General features: G+C 66.9%; 17 protein-coding genes. 7 read left to right on the top strand and 10 right to left on the bottom strand.

The genetic code is table 11. The features are described 5' to 3' along the window. Positions 1–57 precede the first annotated feature (57 nt). Complete coding sequence (locus tag CEK29_RS16360; RefSeq protein ID WP_094858708.1) at positions 58–1,425, bottom strand: aspartate aminotransferase family protein; 1,368 nt, start codon at positions 1,423–1,425, stop codon at positions 58–60. A 290-nt stretch (positions 1,426–1,715) separates the two neighbouring features. Here CEK29_RS16360 and CEK29_RS16355 point away from each other — a divergent pair, with 290 nt between their 5' ends. After that, positions 1,716–2,558 (top strand): 2-hydroxyacid dehydrogenase, encoded by an 843-nt coding sequence (locus CEK29_RS16355; RefSeq protein WP_094802234.1) that lies wholly within the window; start codon positions 1,716–1,718, stop codon positions 2,556–2,558. 114 nt (positions 2,559–2,672) lie between these two features. On the opposite strand, the gene CEK29_RS16350 is transcribed toward CEK29_RS16355, so the two are convergent. The 9 genes from CEK29_RS16350 to CEK29_RS16310 form a co-directional block, all read right to left on the bottom strand. After that, on the bottom strand, positions 2,673–4,166 hold the full coding sequence (locus CEK29_RS16350; RefSeq protein WP_094858707.1) for an aldehyde dehydrogenase: 1,494 nt from the start codon (positions 4,164–4,166) through the stop codon (positions 2,673–2,675). A gap of 20 nt (positions 4,167–4,186) precedes the next feature. Next, positions 4,187–5,068: a DMT family transporter gene (locus tag CEK29_RS16345; protein ID WP_094802158.1), complete on the bottom strand. Its 882-nt coding sequence runs from the start codon at positions 5,066–5,068 to the stop codon at positions 4,187–4,189. A gap of 72 nt (positions 5,069–5,140) precedes the next feature. Beyond that, positions 5,141–6,205 (bottom strand): histone deacetylase family protein, encoded by a 1,065-nt coding sequence (locus CEK29_RS16340; protein WP_094802156.1) that lies wholly within the window; start codon positions 6,203–6,205, stop codon positions 5,141–5,143. Between the two features lie 18 nt (positions 6,206–6,223). Beyond that, positions 6,224–6,514: a cupin domain-containing protein gene (locus tag CEK29_RS16335; protein WP_094802154.1), complete on the bottom strand. Its 291-nt coding sequence runs from the start codon at positions 6,512–6,514 to the stop codon at positions 6,224–6,226. Between the two features lie 24 nt (positions 6,515–6,538). Further along, the gene (gabT, locus tag CEK29_RS16330) at positions 6,539–7,804 is read right to left on the bottom strand and encodes a 4-aminobutyrate--2-oxoglutarate transaminase (protein WP_094858706.1); all 1,266 of its coding nucleotides are present in this window, start codon (positions 7,802–7,804) and stop codon (positions 6,539–6,541) included. A gap of 25 nt (positions 7,805–7,829) precedes the next feature. After that, positions 7,830–9,458: an ABC transporter ATP-binding protein gene (locus CEK29_RS16325; RefSeq protein ID WP_094858705.1), complete on the bottom strand. Its 1,629-nt coding sequence runs from the start codon at positions 9,456–9,458 to the stop codon at positions 7,830–7,832. A gap of 10 nt (positions 9,459–9,468) precedes the next feature. Further along, positions 9,469–10,308 (bottom strand): ABC transporter permease, encoded by an 840-nt coding sequence (locus CEK29_RS16320; protein WP_094858704.1) that lies wholly within the window; start codon positions 10,306–10,308, stop codon positions 9,469–9,471. Then, positions 10,305–11,312 (bottom strand): ABC transporter permease, encoded by a 1,008-nt coding sequence (locus CEK29_RS16315; RefSeq protein WP_094802146.1) that lies wholly within the window; start codon positions 11,310–11,312, stop codon positions 10,305–10,307. Before CEK29_RS16315 ends, CEK29_RS16320 begins: the two co-directional genes overlap by 4 nt. Positions 11,313–11,441: 129 nt before the next feature. After that, the gene (locus CEK29_RS16310) at positions 11,442–13,016 is read right to left on the bottom strand and encodes an ABC transporter substrate-binding protein (protein WP_094802144.1); all 1,575 of its coding nucleotides are present in this window, start codon (positions 13,014–13,016) and stop codon (positions 11,442–11,444) included. A gap of 491 nt (positions 13,017–13,507) precedes the next feature. Between CEK29_RS16310 and pdxR the strand changes: the two genes are divergently transcribed. The 6 genes from pdxR to CEK29_RS16285 all read left to right on the top strand — a co-directional run bounded on the left by pdxR (position 13,508) and on the right by CEK29_RS16285 (position 19,586). Continuing rightward, positions 13,508–15,061: a MocR-like pyridoxine biosynthesis transcription factor PdxR gene (pdxR, locus tag CEK29_RS16305; RefSeq protein WP_094802142.1), complete on the top strand. Its 1,554-nt coding sequence runs from the start codon at positions 13,508–13,510 to the stop codon at positions 15,059–15,061. Positions 15,062–15,184: 123 nt separating this feature from the next. Further along, positions 15,185–16,297 carry a tartrate dehydrogenase gene (locus CEK29_RS16300; RefSeq protein WP_094858728.1) on the top strand — a complete coding sequence of 371 codons (1,113 nt, stop codon included), beginning with the start codon at positions 15,185–15,187 and terminating at the stop codon, positions 16,295–16,297. Between the two features lie 353 nt (positions 16,298–16,650). Continuing rightward, the gene (locus CEK29_RS16295; RefSeq protein ID WP_094858703.1) at positions 16,651–16,863 is read left to right on the top strand and encodes a hypothetical protein; all 213 of its coding nucleotides are present in this window, start codon (positions 16,651–16,653) and stop codon (positions 16,861–16,863) included. 83 nt (positions 16,864–16,946) lie between these two features. Then, positions 16,947–17,219: an acyl carrier protein gene (locus CEK29_RS23940; RefSeq protein ID WP_176456922.1), complete on the top strand. Its 273-nt coding sequence runs from the start codon at positions 16,947–16,949 to the stop codon at positions 17,217–17,219. Beyond that, a complete protein-coding gene (locus tag CEK29_RS16290) occupies positions 17,212–18,474 on the top strand; it encodes a beta-ketoacyl-[acyl-carrier-protein] synthase family protein (protein WP_176456921.1) in 1,263 nt (420 codons plus the stop codon). The genes CEK29_RS23940 and CEK29_RS16290 overlap by 8 nt, the downstream gene beginning before the upstream one ends. 248 nt (positions 18,475–18,722) lie before the next feature. Beyond that, entirely contained in the window at positions 18,723–19,586 is an 864-nt protein-coding gene (locus tag CEK29_RS16285; RefSeq protein ID WP_141218356.1) for a hypothetical protein, read from the top strand. Positions 19,587–19,588: the final 2 nt, after the last annotated feature.

Here is a 19,588-nt window from a genome sequence, read left to right as displayed (position 1 = left end):
CGGCATCCGGCCTCGCGTGTAGCGGACCGGATGCCGTGACGGGTGGCCAGGCCTGGCTTAGCGGCCGAGCTTGGCCGCCGTGTCGTCGAGCACGCGCGCGAAGCGGGCGACCATGTCGCGCACCTGGCTGGCGCTGATGATGAGCGGCGGGCAGAACGCAACGGTGTCCTGGATGCCGCGCACGATCAGACCGTGATCGTGCGCGCGTTCGTAGGCGTAGGCACCGGCGCTGCCGAGCGGATCGAACGGCGCGCGCGTTGCCTTGTCGGCCACGAGCTCGACACCGGCGATGAGGCCGACGCCCCGCACTTCGCCCACCAGCGGGTGACCGGACAGCGCGTTGAGCTCCTGGTGCAGCAGCTCGCCCATGTCGGCGGCATGCGCGATGAGACCGCGTTCGTCGATGATGCGGAGGTTTTCGAGCGCGACCGCGGTGGCCACCGGATGGCCGCTGGCGGTATAGCCGTGGCCGAAGGTGCCGAGCTTGCCGCTGTGAGCGGCCACCGTGTCGGCCACCTTGGAATTGAGCAGCACGGCGCCCAGCGGCTGGTACGACGAGGTGATCTGCTTGGACAGCACCATGACGTCGGGCTCGATGCCGAACACGTCGGAACCGAAGCGCTTGCCCAGACGGCCGAAGCCGGTGATGACTTCGTCGGCCACGATCAACACATCGTATTTGCGGCAGACGGCCTGGATCTTGTCCCAGTAGGTGCGGGGCGGAACGATCACGCCGCCGGCGCCCATGACCGGTTCGCCGATGAACGCGCCCACGGTGTCGGCGCCCTCGCGCAGGATCAGCGCTTCGAGCTCGTCGGCCAGGCGCGTGGCGAAGTCTTCTTCGGTTTCGTTGGGCAGCGCGTAGCGGTAGTGGTGCGGGCAGGCCGTGTGCAGCATCTGCGGCAGCGGCAGGTCGAAGTCTTTGTGGTTGCCGGCCAGGCCGGTCATGCTGGCCGAAGCCACGGTCACGCCGTGATAGCCGCGCTGGCGCGCGATGATTTTTTTCTTGGCGCGCTGGCCCAGGGCGTTGTGGTAGTACCAGACCAGCTTGACGACGGTGTCGTTGGCCTCGGAGCCCGAGTTGGTGAAGAACACCTTGGCCATGCGGCCTTCGGTATAGCCGATCAGGCGCTCGGAAAGCTCGATCACGCTCGGATGCGACTTGTGCGTGAACGTGTGATAGTAGGGCAGCTCCTGCAGCTGGCGCGTGGCCGCGTCGACCAGCCGCGGTTCGCCGAAGCCCACCGCCACGCTCCACAGCCCCGCCATGCCTTCGAGGTAGCGGTTGCCTTGATCGTCGTAGACGTAGATGCCTTCGCCGCGCGTCATGATGCGCGGTCCGACCTCACCGTGCTTGACGGCGTTGGTGTAGGGGTGAAGCTGGAAGTCTACGTCTTGCTGCTGAGTGGGACTGAGAGTGGACATGAACGTCGGTTCCGGGAGGTGTGGCGACGATGGCCACGCGCGGTGCGCCATCGTCGCAAATCAGTGCCAGCGTGCTGCGTGGCTGGGATATCATCGGGATGCATTATCCGCCAATCCGCAGCGCCTCACACGCGCGTGTCCGCCAGTCGTGACGCATTTCGCGGTTTTTTTTCAGTCAGCACGAAGTACGGGTCCCAAACGTGAAAGTTATCTTTTCTTCGAGTCATGAAATCGAACCGGCCGAGTGGCTCGATCCGCTTGCCGCCGCCTTGCCGGGCACGGAAGTCGTGATGTGGCATGCCGATCAGCCCGTGCAGGATGCCGATATCGCGGTCGTCTGGAACGCGCCCGATGCGCTGTTCGCACGAGAGCGCAAGCTGCGTGTGGCGTTCAATCTCGGCGCCGGCGTCGACGCGCTGTTCCGCCTGCCCAGCCTGCCCGCCGATCTGCCCATCGTGCGCCTCGAAGACGCCGGCATGGCCGTGCAGATGGCCGAATACGCGGCGCACGCGCTGGTGCGCGCGAGCCGTCAGTTTGATCAATACGAAGCGCAGCAGCGCGAGGGCGTGTGGCAGCCGTTGCCCGAGATCGACCGCGCGGCGTGGCCCGTGGGCGTGCTCGGCATGGGCGTGATGGGTGCGCGTGTCGCCACCGCGCTCGCCGCGCTAGATTATCCGGTGGCGGGCTGGTCGCGCAGCGGCAAGACCCCCGACGGCATCGAGGCTTTTGGCGGTTCCGCCGGCCTGTCGCCGTTCCTGGCGCGCACCCGCGTGCTCATCAACACGCTGCCGCTCACGCCCGATACGCGCGATCTGATCAGCTTCGAAACGATGCTGCAGCTGCAGTCGGGCGCGTACATCATCAATATGGGCCGCGGCGCGCATCTGGTCGAAGAAGACCTGATCACGCTGCTCGACCAGGGCCATGTGTCGGGCGCCACGCTCGATGTGTTCCGCGAAGAGCCTCTGCCCGCGGGCCATCCGTTCTGGAACGACAAGCGCGTCACGATCACGCCGCACGTGGCCGCGCTGAGCCTGCGCCGCGAGACCATCGCCCAGGTGGCGAGCAAGATCCGCGCGTTCCAGCGCGGCGAGCCCGTCAGCGGAATGGTCTCGCGCGATCGGGGCTATTGAGCCGAGCTCGGCCGCCTCTTCGGTCCCCGCGCGGGGGCCGTCGGGGGCGCGCCGGCAGCCGCTGCCCGGCCCCCCGCTACGCCCGCCGGCGTCCCGGAGGCCGCCGTCCCCGCCTTACAGCTTGAACCAGGTCGTCTTGAGCGCGCTGTATTTCTCCAGCGCGTGCAGCGACTTGTCGCGGCCGAAGCCGGATTGCTTCACGCCGCCGAAGGGCACCGTGACGTCGCCGTCGAAATAGCAGTTCACCCACACCAGCCCGGCCCGCAGGCGGCGCGACACCCGGTGCGCGCGCGAGAGGTCGGCGGTCCAGAGCCCCGAGCCGAGACCGTAGATCGACTGGTTGGCGAGCGCCACCACTTCGTCCTCGGTCTCGAAACGCGTCACCGCGAGCACGGGGCCGAAGATCTCTTCGCGCACGATGGTGTGGTCCGCGCCGTCGACCTCGAAAATCGTGGGAGCCACGAAGTAGCCGCCACTCTCGTGCCGCACCCGCTCGCCGCCGGTGCGCAGCCGCGCGCCTTCCTGCTTGCCGGTGCCGATGTAATGCATGACGCGGTCGAGCTGACGTTCGTCGACGATGGCGCCCATCATCGACGAGGGATCCAGCGGGTTGCCCGGCTGCATCTTGCCGGCCCATTCCTCGATCTTGGCGAGGAAGGCGTCGTAGACCTTGCTGTGCACATACAGCCGCGATCCGGCGATGCAGACCTCGCCCTGATTGTTGAAGATGCCGACGGCGGCGGCCAGCGCCGCGCGATCGAGGTCGGGGCAGTCGTCGAAAATGATATGCGGCGACTTGCCGCCGCACTCCAGCCAGATCTGTTTCAGGTTGGACTGGCCGGAATATTCCATGAAGCGTTTGCCGGTCGCGGTCGAGCCCGTGAACGCCAGGCAGTCCACGTCCATGTGCAGGCCGAGCGCGCGGCCGGCGACGGGACCGGTGCCCGGCACGACGTTGAGCACCCCGGCGGGTATGCCCGCCTCGAAGGCCAGCTCGGCCAGCTTGAGCGCCGTCAGCATCGATTGCTCGGCGGGTTTGAGCACCACGCTGTTGCCGGCGGCCAGCGCGGGCGCGACCTTCCAGCTCGCCATCAGCAGCGGATAGTTCCACGGCACCACCGCGGCCACGACGCCCAGCGGCTCGCGGGTGATGGTGGCGAGCGAGTCGGCATCGGTCGGCGCGATCTCGTCGTATTGCTTGTCGAGGGTTTCCGCATACCACTGATACGTGGTGGCGGTCTCGGGGATGTCGTAGGCCATCGTGTCGCCGATGGGCTTGCCCATGTCCAGCGTTTCGATGAGCGCCAGCTCTTCGGCATGCTCGCGGATCAGCGCCGCGAGCTTGAGCAGCCGCGCCTTGCGTTCGCGCCGGGGCAGGCCGCTCCAGGCGCCGCTTTCGAAAGCGCGGCGGGCGGCCGCGACCGCGCGGTCGATGTCGGCCTCGGTGCAGGCGGCCACTTCCGTCAGCACGCGGCCCGTGGCGGGGTTGATGGCGGCGATGGGCTCGCCACCGCCGCTGACCCATGCGCCGTCGATGAAGGCCTGGTTACGGAATTGGATCTGGGCAGCGCGGGCTTCCCATTCTGAGAGCGGAGGAAGTTGAGACATGAGGAGGCTCCGAAAGACGTTCAGGCCGCGCGAGGGCGGCGCGTGACGAGAAAGATGCCGGCGGCCACGATCAGGGCCATGCCGGACATGGCCAACGCGTCGGGCGGCCGGTCGAACCAGAAGGTCGAGAACGCGACCGCCATCAGCAGATGGCAGTAGTTGAGCGGGGCGAGCGTGGAGGCTTCGACGCGCTGGAAGGCGGATATCAAAAAGATCTGGGCCGCGCCGTTGCAGATGCCCAGCCCCAGGATGAACAGCGCATCCCGCAGCCCCGGAAACGGGTCGGGCAAAAAGAAGGGGGCGGGCAGCGCGGTCATGACCAGGCAGACGAAGGCAGTGTAGGCGTACTGAACCGGGCCTGGCACCTTGCCCGCCAGTTTGCGCGTCAGTACCTGGAACACGGCATAACTCACGGCGGAGATGGCCATGAGTGCCGTGCCCAGCGCGGGCAGATTGGCGCCGGGGCGCACGATCAGCAGCATCCCGGCAAAGCCCGCGATCACGGCCGCCCATTGGGCGCGTCCCACGCGTTCGCCCAGCAGCCAGGGCGACAGGGCCACCATGATGAGCGGCGACGTGAAATAGATGGCGGTGGCCTCGGAGAGCGGCATCCAGATCAGCGCCGTCATGAAGCAGGTGCCGACGGTGCCGAGCGCCAGTCCGCGCACCAGCAGCAGTCCGCGATGCGTCTGGGTGGACCAGCGCGGCACGCCATGGCGCACCAGCAGGTAGGCGGCGAGCACCGCCACCGTGCTGTAGCGCATGATGTTCAGGAACGGCGCGGGGTAGAACTGCAGCAGATGCTTGCACGCAGCATCGAAGGTGGCGAACGACACCAGCGCCGCCATGAAATACGCAATGCCGGCGCCGCGTGACGGCGCGGCCGGAGAGGAAGCGCTCATGCCGCAAGCTCCTGCGACGGTGGCGCGCGGTCCGGTCGCCCGGACCGCGCCATCAGCGGGGTGTCCATGGCGTCAGGCCGGCACCGCCGCCATGCCCTGCATGAAGGCGTCGAGCGCCCGGCCGATGCTGTCGACCTGGTAGCCGCCTTCCTGCACCACCACGGTCGGCAGGCCCAGGCTGTTGATGCGCTCGCCGATATGGCGATAGGCATCGAGGTCCAGGCGCAGCACGCTGATCGGGTCGTCCTTGTAGGTGTCGAAGCCGAGCGCGAGCACCAATGCCTGCGGCCGGTAGTCGCGCAGCGCGATCAGCGCGTTGTCGAGCGCCTCCAGGAACACGGCATTGTCGGCGCCGTGGGCCAGCGGAAAGTTGAGGTTGTAGCCGTGACCGCTGCCGTAGCCCCGCTCGTGCGCATAGCCCGTGTAGAAGGGGTAGTAGGCGGTCGGATCGGCGTGCAGGGACAGCGTCATCACGTCCGAGCGCTGATAAAAGATGTTCTGCGTGCCATCGCCATGGTGCGCGTCGACATCGAGCACGGCGACGCGGTCCCAGGTCTGCGACAGACGATGCGCGGCGGTGGCGCTGCTGTTGAGATAGCAGAAGCCGCCGGCGCGGTCGCGATGCGCATGGTGACCGGAGGGGCGGCAGAGCGCATAGGCCAGCCCGTCGTTCTGCAGCACCCAGTCGGCCGCCGCGACGGCATTGTGGGTGGAGCGCAGCGCCGAGCGCCAGGTGTGCGGGCCAATCGGGCAGGACAGGTCGCTCAGGTAATAGCCCGTCTCGGCCACGATCGAGGTCGAGGGGCAGGGACCGCGCGCCGCGTGTTCGACCCGGCCGTTGTAATAGGGCGAGAGGTTGGGCAGCACTTCCATGCCGGGCTCCAGGCCACTGCCGCGCAGCGCCTGCCAGCGGGTGTAGGCATGCTCGAGGTAGTCGAGATACTCGTTGCTGTGCACGCCCTCGAGCGGGGCGCGGCCGAAGTCGGGCGGATTCTCGACGCTGATGCCGCGGCTCTGCAACATGGCGCGCAGGGTCTCGGCGCGGGCGGGCAGATCGGTGGGCGCGCACAGGCGGCCCAGACGCATGAACTGCTGCGGTTCATGCAGCAGCTGTTCTTCTGAAAAAAACGCCTTCATGGTGGTCCTCGCGATGGCTTATGCGTGCTTGAGTTCGATCTCGACGAAGACGAATTCGGTGTCGTTGGGATTGATGACGTTGTGTTCCACGCCGACCGGGCGGGTATACGACACGCCCGTCTTGAGCGGGCTGCGCACTTCGCCGTCGGGCGTTTCGAGCAGCAGGTCGCCGGTGCTGATCGGCACCACCACGTAGTGCATGCCATGGCGGTGCCAGCCGGTCTCGCCGCCGGGCGGAAAGCGCCACTCGGTGACCTTGACCTGGTCGTTGTCGATCTGCACGGTCGGGATCGCACTGGGACGGTTCATCGATGTCTCCTTGGATGTGTATGTTCAGCCGCGCAACGCCTGACCCAGGATGTCCAGCGCCTCGTCCATCAATGCTTCGGTGATGGTGAGCGGGAACAGGAACCGGATCACGTTGCCGTCGGTGCCGCAGGTGAGCAGCAGCAGGCCTTTCTCGAGCGCGCGCGCCTGCACGCGCCGGGTGAATTCGGGGCTCGGCGCATCGGAGCCGGGCTGGCGGAACTCCACCGCCACCATGGCGCCGAGCGCGCGCACCTCGGCGATCTCGGGCACCTCGTGCCGCAGCTCGTCGAGATAGTGGCGCAGGCGATCGCCGAGCTGGGTGCCCCGCGCCAGCAGGTCTTCCTGCTCGATCACCTTGATCACTTCCAGCGCCGACACCACCGCGAGCGGGTTGCCGGCGTAGGTGCCGCCCAGCCCGCCGGGGGGCGGCGCATCCATGATCTCCGCGCGGCCGCAGACGGCCGACAGCGGCATCCCGCCCGCCAGGCTCTTGGCCATCGCGGTGAGGTCGGGCGCCACGCCGTAGTGCTCCATGGCGAACAGCTTGCCGGTGCGGCCGAAGCCGGTCTGGACTTCGTCGGCGATCAGCAGAATGCCGTGGTCGTCGCACAGGGCGCGCAGCGCCAGCATGAAATCGGGCGGGCAGATGTTGAAGCCGCCTTCGCCTTGCACCGGTTCGATGATGACGGCCGCGACGCTGCGCGGATCCACGTCGGTCTTGAACAGCGACTTCAGCCCGGCCAGCGCGTCGTCGGTGCTGACGCCGTGCAGCGCGTTGGGGTAGGGCGCGTGATAGATGTCGGCCGGGAAGGGCCCGAAGCCCACCTTGTACGGCACGACCTTGCCGGTCAGTGCCATGCCCAGCAGCGTGCGGCCATGGAAGGCCGACGAGAAGGCGATCACCGCCGGCCGCCCGGTGGCGGCGCGCGCGATCTTGACGGCGTTCTCGACCGCCTCGGCGCCGGTGGTGAAGAGCGCGGTTTTCTTGGCGAACGCGCCGGGCACCAGACGGTTGATCTCTTCGGCCAGCTCGATGTAGCTGGCGTAGGGCACGATCTGGTAGGCCGTATGCGTGAAACGCCGAATCTGCGCTTCGATGGCCTCGATCAGGCGGGGGTGCCGGTGACCCGTATTGAGCACCGCGATGCCGCTGGCGAAATCGATGTAGCGGCGGCCTTCGATGTCCCAGAGCTCGGCGTTTTCCGCGCGGTCGGCGTAGAAGTTGCACATGACGCCGACGCCCCGGGGCGTGGCGGCGTCCTTGCGCTGCGTGAGGTCGATGTTGTTCATGGTGGCGTCTCGTCGCGTGATGCGCTCAGGTCTGCGCCTGGGTCGGATCCCAGTGCTGGCCCGGTACGGCGGCAATCAATTGTTGCGTGTACGGGTTCTGCGGGCGGTCGAAAATTTCCGACGGCGTGCCGTGCTCCACGACCTTGCCCCGATGCATCACCAGCACCGAATTGCAGATCTGCGCCGCGACGCGCAGATCGTGGGTGATGAAGATCAGCGCGATGCGCAGCCGTTGCTGCAGCTCGTGCAGCAGCTGCAGCACCTGCGCCTGCACCGACACATCCAGCGCCGACACGGATTCGTCGGCGACCAGCACCTGGGGTTCGAGCGCGAGCGCGCGGGCGATGCCGATGCGCTGACGCTGTCCTCCGGAGAACTGGTTCGGGTAACGGTCGAAGGCGGAGGGGTCCAGGCCCACCAGGGTCAGCAGCTCGCGCGTGCGTGCCTCGGCCTGCGCGCGCGGCGTGCCGTTGGCGACCGGGCCGTCGCTGATGATCCGGCCCACCGTATGACGCGGATTGAGCGAGGCAAACGGATCCTGAAAGATCATCTGGATGTCTTTGCGCACCGGGCGGAATTGCGCTTCGGACAAGCCGGCGACGTCGCGGCCATTGAAGATGAGCTCGCCGCCGTCGATGCCGATCAGCTTGAGCAGGCACTTGCCGATGGTGGATTTGCCGGAGCCGGATTCGCCCACGATGCCGAGCGTCTCGCCGCGCCGCACCTCGAAGCTCACGCCGTCGACGGCGTTCACCACCCGCTTCTGGCCGAACCAGCTGCTGCCGGTGACGTAGGTTTTTTTCAGGTTGCGCACCTGCAGCACGGGCACGTCGCGCGAGGGCTCGCCCGATTCGTCGGCGCGCCGGTGCGGCACGGCGGCGATCAGGCGTTTGGTGTAGGGATGCTGGGGGCGATTGAGCACCTGCTCGGCCGGGCCCTGCTCGACCAGGATGCCTTTTTCCATGACCGCCACGCGATGGGCGATCTCCGCGACCACGCCGAAATCGTGCGTGACGAACATCACGCCCATGCCTTTTTCTTTCTGGATCCGGGCGATCAGCGCCAGGATCTGCGCCTGTGTCGTCACGTCCAGCGCGGTGGTCGGCTCGTCGGCGATCAGGAGCGCGGGCTCCAGCGCGAGCGCCATCGCGATCATGACGCGCTGGCGCTGGCCGCCCGACAGGCGGAAGGGATACACGTGATAGAGCGTGGCGGGATCGGGCAGGCCCACGAAGGCCAGCAGGTCCAGCACGCGGCGCGTGCGCGCGTCGCCCGGGTAGGCGTTGTGCACCCGCATGACTTCGGCGATCTGCTCACCCACCGTCATCAGCGGGTTGAGGGCCGACAGCGGCTCCTGGAAGATCATTGCCATGTCCTTGCCGCGCATCGCGAGCAAGGTGGACTCTTCCTGGCGCAGCAGATCCTTGCCCTGGAACAGGATCTGGCCGGCCTGCGGGGTGAGGTAATCGGGCAGCAGACCCATGATCGCGTTGGCGCTCATGGACTTGCCCGAGCCGGACTCGCCGACGATGCAGAGGATCTCGCCGGGGTTGATATCGTAGGAGACGTCCTGGACCGCATAGGGACGGTCGCCGCCCTTGGGCAGGGCGATGGTCAGGCCGCGGACGGAGAGTAGGGGCGTTTGCTCGGACATGGCAGGCTCCTTATTCGCCGCGCTTGCGCAATTGGGGATTGAGGGCGTCATTCAGGCCTTCGCCGATCAGGTTGATCGCCAGCACGGTCAGCAGGATCGCCACCCCGGGCCACACGCTCATCCACCAGGCTTCGCGGATCATGGTGCGCGCGGCGCCGATCATGAAACCCCAGCTCATCATGTTGCGGTCACCGAGACCCAGGAAGGAGAGCGAGGATTCCGTCAGGATGGCGGTCGCCACCATGAACGAGGCGGACACGATGATGGGCGACATCGCATTGGGCAGGATCTGCGAGCACACGATGCGGCCCGGCGTCTGGCCGATCACGATGGCGGCCTGGACGAACTCCCGCTGCTTGAGCGTCATGAACTCCGAACGCACCAGCCGCGCGGCCGGCGGCCAGGACACCACCGCGATGGCGCCCATGATCGAGTAGACCGAGGGGCCCAGCACCGCGACCAGCACGACGGCCATCGCGAGCTGCGGGATCGTCTGGAAGAACTCCGTGAAGCGCATCAGCAGATCGTCGATGCGGCCGCCGCAGTAGCCCGCCATGGCGCCCACCAGAATGCCGAACAGCAGCGCCACGCCGGTCGAAAGCAGGCCCACCATCAGGGACACGCGCGCGCCCCACACCAGGCCCGCGGTGATGTCGCGGCCGAGCATGTCGGTGCCGAAGGGGTAGGCCGCATCGGTGAAGGGCGGGATCAGCGGCGAGGCCACCATCATCCAGGGCGAATCTTCGTAGATCAGCGGGGCGGCCAGCGCGATGGCCACCACGGCGAGCACGATGATCAGCCCGGCCACCGCGCCGTAATTGCGCATATAGCGTTTCATGAAACCTTTCATGCCGCGGCTCCTTGCTGGCCGCCGGCCGCGATGCGCGGGTCGATCAGGCGGTAGATCACATCGGTGATGAGATTGAAGACCACGACCATGATGGACGTGACCAGGAAGATGCCGAGCAGCAGTTGATAGTCACGCTGCAGCAGGGCGTCGAACATCAGGCGGCCGATACCGGGCCAGGCGAACACGGTCTCGGTGAGCACCGCGCCGCCCGCCATCTGGCCGAGCTGGATGCCGGCAAAGGTGATGACCGGCAGCAGGGCGTTACGCAGGACGTGGGCGCGGATCACGCGGTTGGGGCTCACGCCCTTGGCGCGCGCCGTCTTCACGAAGTCCATGCCGATCACCTCCAGCATCGATGCCCGCGTCAGGCGCACATACACCGCCATGAAGAAGCAGCCGAGCGTGACGGTGGGCAGGATCAAGTGCTGGGCGATGTCCCAGGCACGCGCCAGGCCGGTGAGGTTGGACCCGACGGTTTCCATCCCGAAGGCGGGCAGCCATCCCAGCATGACCGAGAACAGCAGGATGCCCATGAGCGAGAGCCAGAACAGCGGCGTGGCATAGAGCAGCAGCGCGCCGGTCATCACGCTGGAGTCGATCCAGCGGCGCTTGTTGGCGTAACGGGCGCGGGCCGCGACCACGCCCAGGAATACACCCAGGATGATCGAAAACAGGAACGCGCAGCTCATCAGCAGAAAGGTGGCGGGCAGGCGTTCGAGGATCAGGTCGAGCACCGGCACGTGATTGCGATACGAGAATCCGAGGTCGAGCTGGACCACGCCCTTCAGGTAGATCGCGAGCTGCGTCAGCACCGGCTTGTCCAGCCCGAATTGCACGCGCAACTGTTCGACGTAGGCCGGATCGCCGGCGCCCGCCTGGCCGGCAAGCACGGCCGCGGGGTCGCCCGGCGCGAGCCGGATGAGAAAGAAGTTGATGATGACCACGCCCAGCACGACCACCAGGGCTTTACCCAGGCGCGAGGCGAAAAACGAAAGAAATTTCATGGTGCTTCTCCAGGCCGCGCCGGCACGGGCGACAGGTCTAGTGCTACAGGCCGCACCGCGCGGAGCGTCGTGGCGCGCCGCGCGGCGGGTCGGGCAGAACGGGGCGGCGTCGCCGCCGCCCGGGTGTGCTTACTTCTCGATGTAGACGTCGTCGAAGCTTTCGTTCAGGCCGATGGCGGTCTTCACGAGGTTCTTGACCTTGGCACGGTGGATCGTGGGGAACTCCATGTCCACCAGGAAGCCATTGCCCACGTCCTTCACGATCTGCTGCTGCAGCTTGGTGTAGAGCTCCTGGCGCTTGGCCGGGTCGATCTCGGAGGCGGCGTCGGTCCACCACTTGTCGGTCTCGGGGTTGCTGTAGCCCTGCACGTTCGCGAAAGGCGAGCCCTTGACGATGTTCGACGAGATGTACAGGCGCTGCACGCCCAGCGCGGGGTCGCCGTACTGGTAGGTGAAGTTCGTCGTCACGTCGAAGTCCCAGTTGCCGGTGCGGCTGGCCCAGCCGCCGGCGTCGGTGGACTCGAGATTGACCTTGAAGCCGAGCTGCTCGAGCGCCTGCTTGGTGTACTCGCCCAGGCGGTCCCAGGTGGAACCGTAGGGGAAGCCGAGCTGGCGGATCGTGTAATCCTCGGGCTTGATGCCCGATTCCTTGATCAGCTCGCGCGCCTTCTTCATGTTGAAGTCGTACGCGGGCATGTTCTTGTCGTAGAACATTTCCGTCGTGACGAACGGGCTGGTCGAGACCTTGCCCAGGCCGAAGAAGATGTTGTCGACGATCAGCTTGCGGTTGAGCGCATGCATCACGGCCTGGCGCACCTTCAGATTGTCGAAGGGCGGCTTGCGCATGTTGAGGATCAGATACGCCTGGGGCGAGAACATCTCCCAGCCCTTAGTGGTGTATTCCGTGTTCGGCAGAGCGCGCAGACGCTTCACGTCGACGTTGTCGACGTCGCCGCCGCGCAGCACATCGACGCTGCCGCGCTCATAGGCCACCGCGCGCGACGCCGAGTCCGGGATCACGTTGAACACGAGTTCGTCGAGGTAGGGCTTGCCTTCCTTCCAGTAGTTCGGGTTGCGGGCCAGCTTGATGTATTCGCCGCGCTTCCATTCCTTGAACATGAACGGACCGGTGCCGACCGGCTTCTGGTTGGCCGGGTTGGTCGCGTACTCGGTGCCTTCGTAGATGTGCTTGGGCATCATCGGCGCGAAGCCCGGTTCGAACATCAGCATGAAGGCCGGGAACGGCGTCTTGAGTTTGATGGTGACCGTCTTGTCGTCGACCTTCTCGACCTTGTCGATGAACTTGGTCAGGATCACGCGGGCACGCGCATGGGTCTTGGGCAGCAGCTCGCCCAGCGAAAACACCACGTCGTCGGCGCTGAACGGCTTACCGTCGTGCCACTTCACGTTTTCCTGCAGATGGAAGGTGTAGCTCAGGCCGTCCGGCGCGGCGTCCCACGATTTGGCCAGGCCCGGCTGCGGCTTCAGGTCGAACGAATAGGTCAGCAGGCTTTCGTAGATCTTGCCCGCCACGAACTGCGTGGGGCCTTGCTGGTTGAGGGCGGGAATCAGGATCGGCGGCTCGGGCTGCACGATCATGCTGAGGGTGCCGCCCTTGGTCTGGGCGAGCGCGTTGCCAGCGGGCAGCGCGGCGGCCAGGGCCAGCGCACCGGCGGAGAGTTTCAGGAATTGCTTGAGTTTCACTGCGGGCCTCCCGGCTTGATTGAGAAAGGATGTGCAAGCTGCCCCTGTGCGAAAGCAACGGGTATGCCAACTTTTTCTCGGTTTGACGGCTAAGTGAAGCGACTGCGTGGTGCTGCATGTCGGTGCAGCGGCCGGCCGGGCGCGGGGCGCTTCGGCATCGTGGTGGTGCATTCAGTGCGTCGGTTCCTGCGGCGATCGCGGCAAGCGTCGCGTGACGGCCGCGGCGAAGCCGGCATGCGCGCGCCGCGCTCGTCGCGTGGCGAGCGGGCAGGGCGACGCATGCCGCGTACGATGCGGCGTGCAGGAATGGGCGGGTCGGCCCGGACTGTCGCGGCCGTCTGTGCGGCTCGCGGCGATCAGCATGTGGAGCGTGTCCGGTTGCAAGTTTTTCCCCTTTGCAATCTTTGGACTACTTATTCATTTCGCTTGCAGCGTACTTAATATTTGGTACTCTCGATAGGTCCAAATCGTTTTTCGTTGGTGGTGCCACTTTGAAAGAGTTGATTCTGGCCGAGTGTCTGCTGCAGCGCCTCGAACGGGGTGGCGCTTCCCCGCTGTCGCGCCAGATCTACGACATTCTGCGAGAGCTGATTCTGGCGGGCGACCTGCCGGCCGGCACCAAACTCCCCGCTACCCGGGCCCTCGCCACGGACACAGGGTTATCCCGTAATACGGTGCTGCATGCATACGATCAGCTGCTGGCCGAGGGTTATCTCGTATCCGCGTTCGGAAGTGGTACCTTCGTTTCGGATACCGTTCCAGCCACGCAAGAGCCACTGTCTGATGCGAGCGCCGATGGCGCGCCCGCTCAGCCTCAGCCATTCACACTGTCACGCCGCGGCACCAAGCTGGTCCGGGAGGCGTCGGCGTCCGATCGCCAGTGGGGCGCCTTCGTGTCCGGCGTGCCGGATGTGTCGCTATTCCCGCGGGCCGTCTGGACCCGCCTGCAGAGCCGGCGCTGGCGCCAGCAGACGCCCGAGCTGCTGACGTATGCGCATGGCGCGGGCTACATGCCGTTGCGCCAGGCGCTGGCAGAGCATCTGCGGCTGTCTCGCTCGGTGAAGTGCGAGGCGGATCAGGTGGTGCTCACCACCGGCATCCATCAGTCGATCAGCCTGCTGTCGCGCCTGTTGGGCGACAACGGCAACACCGCGTGGATGGAAAACCCCGGCTACTGGGGCGCCCGCTCGACCCTGGCGGCCTGCGGCATCACGCCCATCCCGGTCTCGGTGGACGACGAAGGCATGGCGCCCAGCCCCGAACAGCTGCGCGAGCCGCCGCGCTTCATCTTCGTCACGCCGTCGCACCAGTATCCGCTGGGAATGGTGATGAGCCTGGCGCGGCGCCGGATGCTGCTCGAGTACGCGCACAAGCGCGGCGCCTGGATCGTCGAAGACGATTACGACAGCGAGTTCCGCTTCGACGGCCGTCCCATCGCATCGCTACAGGGCCTGGACCAGCACGATCGCGTGCTGTACCTCGGCACGTTTTCCAAGACGCTGTTTCCTGGTATCCGCCTGGGCTATATGGTGCTGCCGCGCCGCCTGGCGCCGCATTTCGCCACGGGGCTCTCCGAGCTCTATCGCGAAGGCCGGCTGATGGATCAGGCGGTGTTGGCCGACTTTATCGAAGGCGGCCACTATGCGAGCCATATCCGCCGCATGAAGCAGCGCTACGCCGCGCGGCAGGCGCTGCTGCGTGAAGCCATCGTCACGCACTTCGGCGCCGACTGGCCCATCTCCACGCAGGAGGCCGGTCTGCATCTGGTGATGCACCTGCCCGACGGCACCGATGATCTGGGCATCTCGATCGCCGCGCGCACGCTCGGTCTCAATGCGCGGCCGCTGTCGCGCTATTACGCCACCGAGCGTGAGGCGCGCCCGGGCCTGCTGCTCGGCTACGCCTGCGTGCCCGACGAGGAAATCCAGCCGGCCTTCGAGCGGCTGGTGCAGGTCATCACGCCGGCGCTGGAGCACCGCGAGCGCTCGCAGCGCCGCCCGACCTACAGCGACCGCCTCAACGCCGAGGCGTGGAGCGGCGCCTGACGGCGTCCGGCGGACGGCACGAGCGGCACCCCGCAGCGCCAGCGGTACCCCGCGGTGCCAGCGGCACCCACGTAAACGCGGCGGCGCCGGCCGCCTTTTGCAGCGGGCGCATTTATGCCTATGATGCGGGATCAGGTTTTATCCCCCATCACAAAACGGAGAGTTCGGGTGGCAGCAAAGAAACACAAGATCGCCGTGATTCCTGGAGACGGAATCGGCAAGGAAGTCGTGCCCGAGGGCCTGCGCGTGCTCGAGGCCGCGGCACGCCGCTATGACATCGGTTTCGAGTTCGATCATTTCGACTGGAGCTGCGACTACTACGCCAAGCACGGCAAGATGATGCCGGACGACTGGGCCAAGCAAATCGGCGGGCACGAGGCGATCTTCTTCGGCGCCATCGGCTGGCCGGACGCCGTGCCCGACCACGTTGCGCTCTGGGAGTCGCTCTTCAAATTCCGCCGCGAGTTCGATCAGTACATTAATCTGCGGCCCGTGCGCCTGATGCCGGGCGTGCCTTCGCCGCTCGCCAACCGCAAGCCGGGCGACATCGACTTCTTCATCGTGCGCGAGAACACCGAGGGCGAATACTCGAATAGCGGTGGCCGGCTCTTTGCCAACACCGAACGCGAAGTCGTGATCCAGGAAAGCGTGTTCACGCGGATCGGCGCCGAGCGCGTGCTGAAGTTCGCGTTCGAGCTGGCGCGCAAGCGGGGCAAGCACCTCACTGCCGCGACCAAGTCCAATGGCATTTCGATCTCGATGCCGTGGTGGGACGAGCGCGTGGCCGAGATGGGCGAGAAGTATCCGGACGTGCGCTGGGACAAGTACCACATCGACATCCTGTGCGCGCACTTCGTGCAGCACCCGGACTGGTTCGACGTGGTCGTGGCGTCCAACCTGTTCGGCGACATCCTGTCCGATCTCGGCCCCGCGTGCACCGGCACCATCGGCATCGCGCCGTCGGCCAACCTCAACCCCGAACGCAAGTTCCCGTCGCTGTTCGAGCCGGTGCACGGTTCCGCGCCCGATATCTACGGCAAGGGCGTGGCCAACCCCATCGGCCAGATCTGGAGCGGCGCGCTGATGCTGGACTTCCTGGGCTACGAAGACGCGTCCAAGGCGATCGTCGCGGCCATCGAGCAGGTGCTGGCCGACGGTCCGCGCACGCCCGACATGCAAGGAAAAGCGAGCACGAAGGACGTGGGCGAGGCCATCGCGCGCATCGTCGCCGGTTAAGCCGCTTCAGTCGAGTAACAGGCCAGCCGCAAGGCTGGCTTTTTTTTGTCCGAACGGCATGCAAACGCCGGGGCGTGCAAGGCGCTCCGGGCATGTCGCGCCCGGGTCGAGCCGGCGCGCCATTTCGCGGGGCGACGATACGAAGCTGTTACTCATCGAGTCACTTTAGCGCTTCTTCGATAGTTCACTCGGACGAAATTACGCAAAGTTCGATCGGGCATCGCGCATGTTCGATACGTTCGATTCGTCATGCCTTCGGATGCGGCGTTACGCGGTCACCCATCGGTTCTCGATCATGCCGCAGGCGCCGTGGCGCGGCGCCATCCCCTGTCATGTCACATCAAAGGAAAGCCATGCAATTCACCACTCTCTCCCGCGGCCAGGCTCGCCAGATCGTCGGCGGCGCCTCCGTCAACTTCGGCCCGACGCCCAAGAGCGCCTACATCTACAAATGCTGGGACACCGATGGCGACGTCTACTGGACCGATGTCCCCAACGACAAGGGTTGCTACAACAGCCAGACGGGCCAGACGGTCAAGGGCGGCGCCAAGCAGCGCAAGGGCTGACCCCGCAAACGCCGGTGCCCTCATGGCGAGTGCGGTGGGGGCGCCGTATCGCGGCCAGGCCCGCCGAGGCTGTGTTCATCGCCATGTCCGACATTCCCACTTCAGATGCCATCAGGCATCGCATCGCGGCCTTGCTCGAGGCCGAGTTCGGCATCTCCGCCGCGGCGCTGCTGGCCGACACCGCGTTCACCGAGATCGACAGCAAGTTCGATTCGCTCGCGCTGCTCGAGGTGCAGTTCCTGCTCGAGGCCGAATACAAAATCGAGTTTCCCACCATGCAGCCCGGCGATGTGCTGCCGGTCAATGTCTCCGAACTCGCTGCCGTCGTCCTCGAGCGGATGCAGGCCCATGGCTGAGTCGCCTCGTCATCCGGGCACTGCACGGCGGCGCGTGGTGATCACCGGCGCCGGCGTGGTGAGCGCGCTCGGAAACAGCCCCCCAGAATTCCATCGATCCCTGCAGTCGGGTCAGGCCGGCATCGTGTGCCAGCCCGACACGGAGCTGCTCCGCGCGGTCGGAGCCGCCACGTTCGACGCCAGTGCGCATTTCTCGCGGCTCGAGCTGCTGAGCCTGGACCGCGGCACGCAATTCGCCCTGGTGGCGAGCGAGCAGGCGATGCACGAGTCCGGCGTGACCCTCGCGCCCGATGCCAACGCCGGCGTCTACTGGGGCACGGGTGGCGGCGGCTTCGAAACCATCGAGGCCAGCTACGGCCGCTTCTATGGCGCTGCACCTGGCGGATCGGGCGGATCGGGCGCCGCGATGACGGTGCCCGCGGCCATGGTGCATGCACCGGCCGCGCAAGTCTCCATTCGCCACGGCGTGCGGGGCGAGTGCCTGACCTATTCCACGGCGTGCTCGTCCGCATCGGTTGCGATCGGCGAGGCCTTCCTGCGTATCGCTCTGGGTCTGCGCGATGTGGCCATCGCGGGCGGCAGCGAGTGCGCGCTGCTGCCGGGCGTGCTGAAAGGCTGGCTCGCGATGCGGGTCCTGTGCGACGACCCTCGCGAAGGCATCCCGTCGGGTTGCCGGCCCTTCGATCGCGACCGCCAGGGCTTCGCGCTGGGCGAGGGCGCTGCCGCGTTCGTGCTCGAATCCTACGAGCACGCCATGGCGCGCGGTGCCGAGGTGCTTGCCGAGCTCGTCGGCTATGGCGCGAGCAACGACGCTTCCCACATCACGCGACCCGACGGCGCCGGCCAGATTCGCGCCATGACGCATGCGCTCGCCTGTGCGGATATCGCACCGTCGGACGTGAGCTACATCAATGCCCACGGCACGGGCACCCCGTTCGGCGACGCGGTCGAGTGCGCGTCGATCGCCGCGGTGTTCGGCGAAAGCGCGCAGCGGATCCCGATCAGCAGCACCAAGGCGGCCCATGGCCATCTGCTCGGCGCGAGCGGGGCGATCGAAATGCTCGCCTGCCTCTACGCGCTGCGGATGCAGTGTGTGCCGCCCACGCTCAACTGGGTGGCGCCCGATCCCGCCACCGCCGGCTGGGACTTCGTGCCCAACGTCGGCCGGCCCGCAAACCTGCGCCACGTCATGAGCAATTCGTTCGCCTTCGGCGGCAACAACGCCGTGCTGATCGCGCGGCGCTGGCCCGGCTGACGCCGATCCTGCCCGGATCCGAACCCGTCGCCGTCAGTCTCTTTCGCTATCCGTACGCGCCGTCCTTCTCTCACATCATGCGTCCGTCCTCCCCCTCGCTGCCGGCGTTGCGCTGGCATGCCACACACGCGCTTGCCTGGCTGCGGCGCCGCGATTTAGAGCTCGTCCTCGCGGGCGCGAGCGATCGGCTGGCGAGTGCCGTCCGGTCCGGGTTGCACGCCTGCGCCCGATGCGCGCGCGACACCGTGATGGCGCCTTTGCTGCGCCACCTGCCGTATCGGCTGTTGCTCGCGGGCGCGAGGGCCATCGACGTGGTGCCGCAGCATCGCCGCGATGCGCGCCGGCGCGCGGCGTTCGCGGGCCTCAATCTCTACCAGGCGGCGGGCCGCGCGCGGGCCGGGGCGGGCCATGCGCGGCTCTGGCGTCACAAGATCGTCCTCGAGGCGGCGCTGTACTTCCGCAATCGCACGCTCATCCAGGAGCTCGAGGACTGCGCGCGCCAGCTCGCCGAGGCATTGCGTCGCGAGGGTGCGGCGGGCCAGCCGGTGATCCTGGCGCCGCTGCACATGCATTCGGATTTGCTGGCGACCCTGATGTGTGCCCGCGCATGCGCCGGGCCGGTGGCGGTCATCACCGCCCACGATGCGAGCACCGTGACGGCATCCGACGAGGCCCTGCTGAAGCGGCACGGTGGCATCGAGATCCGCCTGTTGAACCCGCTCGATCACGGCGCCGGTGAGCTGCTGGCCTTCCTGCGCGCGGTGCGCAACGGCGCGGGCACGCTGGTGGCGTTTCCTGACGCGCCGCCGGAGGCGACCCAGCGCCTTTTCGAGCGGGCCATGCGCACCTACGACTGCCGGATGTTCGGTCATCCGGCCCGGGTGCACCGCGGTCTGCCCGAGCTCGCCCGGCTGACCGGCGCGCGCGTGCTTTTTGTCTGCCTGACCCGCCGTGGCGGCCGTTTTCACGCCGACGTCGCGGCCTGCGTGCCGGCCGATCGCGTGGGCGAGCGCATGCCCGACATCATCGAGCGCGCCATCCTCGCGCGCCCGCACGAGTGGCTCTTCTGGCACACGCCTTCGCTGTTCTCCTTCAACTCCGCGGATCGCTAGAC

Origin of the sequence: Bordetella genomosp. 5 (genome assembly GCF_002261475.1) — a bacterium.
Classification (GTDB): domain Bacteria; phylum Pseudomonadota; class Gammaproteobacteria; order Burkholderiales; family Burkholderiaceae_B; genus Bordetella.
This window is presented reverse-complemented; position numbering and strand designations above follow the sequence as displayed.

Bases quoted from the DNA above. Each gene is read 5' to 3' on its own strand.
- CEK29_RS16290 (WP_176456921.1), top strand. From the start codon at position 17,212: ATGGCTGAGTCGCCTCGTCATCCGGGCACTGCACGGCGGCGCGTGGTG.
- CEK29_RS16285 (WP_141218356.1), top strand. From the start codon at position 18,723: ATGGCGCCTTTGCTGCGCCACCTGCCGTATCGGCTGTTGCTCGCGGGC.
- CEK29_RS16355 (WP_094802234.1), top strand. From the start codon at position 1,716: ATGTGGCATGCCGATCAGCCCGTGCAGGATGCCGATATCGCGGTCGTC.
- CEK29_RS16360 (WP_094858708.1), bottom strand. From the start codon at position 1,425: ATGTCCACTCTCAGTCCCACTCAGCAGCAAGACGTAGACTTCCAGCTT.
- CEK29_RS23940 (WP_176456922.1), top strand. From the start codon at position 16,947: ATGTCCGACATTCCCACTTCAGATGCCATCAGGCATCGCATCGCGGCC.
- CEK29_RS16340 (WP_094802156.1), bottom strand. From the start codon at position 6,205: ATGAAGGCGTTTTTTTCAGAAGAACAGCTGCTGCATGAACCGCAGCAG.
- CEK29_RS16320 (WP_094858704.1), bottom strand. From the start codon at position 10,308: ATGAAAGGTTTCATGAAACGCTATATGCGCAATTACGGCGCGGTGGCC.
- gabT (WP_094858706.1), bottom strand. From the start codon at position 7,804: ATGAACAACATCGACCTCACGCAGCGCAAGGACGCCGCCACGCCCCGG.
- CEK29_RS16295 (WP_094858703.1), top strand. From the start codon at position 16,651: ATGCAATTCACCACTCTCTCCCGCGGCCAGGCTCGCCAGATCGTCGGC.
- CEK29_RS16325 (WP_094858705.1), bottom strand. From the start codon at position 9,458: ATGTCCGAGCAAACGCCCCTACTCTCCGTCCGCGGCCTGACCATCGCC.
- CEK29_RS16300 (WP_094858728.1), top strand. From the start codon at position 15,185: ATGCGGGATCAGGTTTTATCCCCCATCACAAAACGGAGAGTTCGGGTG.
- CEK29_RS16350 (WP_094858707.1), bottom strand. From the start codon at position 4,166: ATGTCTCAACTTCCTCCGCTCTCAGAATGGGAAGCCCGCGCTGCCCAG.
- CEK29_RS16345 (WP_094802158.1), bottom strand. From the start codon at position 5,068: ATGAGCGCTTCCTCTCCGGCCGCGCCGTCACGCGGCGCCGGCATTGCG.
- CEK29_RS16315 (WP_094802146.1), bottom strand. From the start codon at position 11,312: ATGAAATTTCTTTCGTTTTTCGCCTCGCGCCTGGGTAAAGCCCTGGTG.
- CEK29_RS16335 (WP_094802154.1), bottom strand. From the start codon at position 6,514: ATGAACCGTCCCAGTGCGATCCCGACCGTGCAGATCGACAACGACCAG.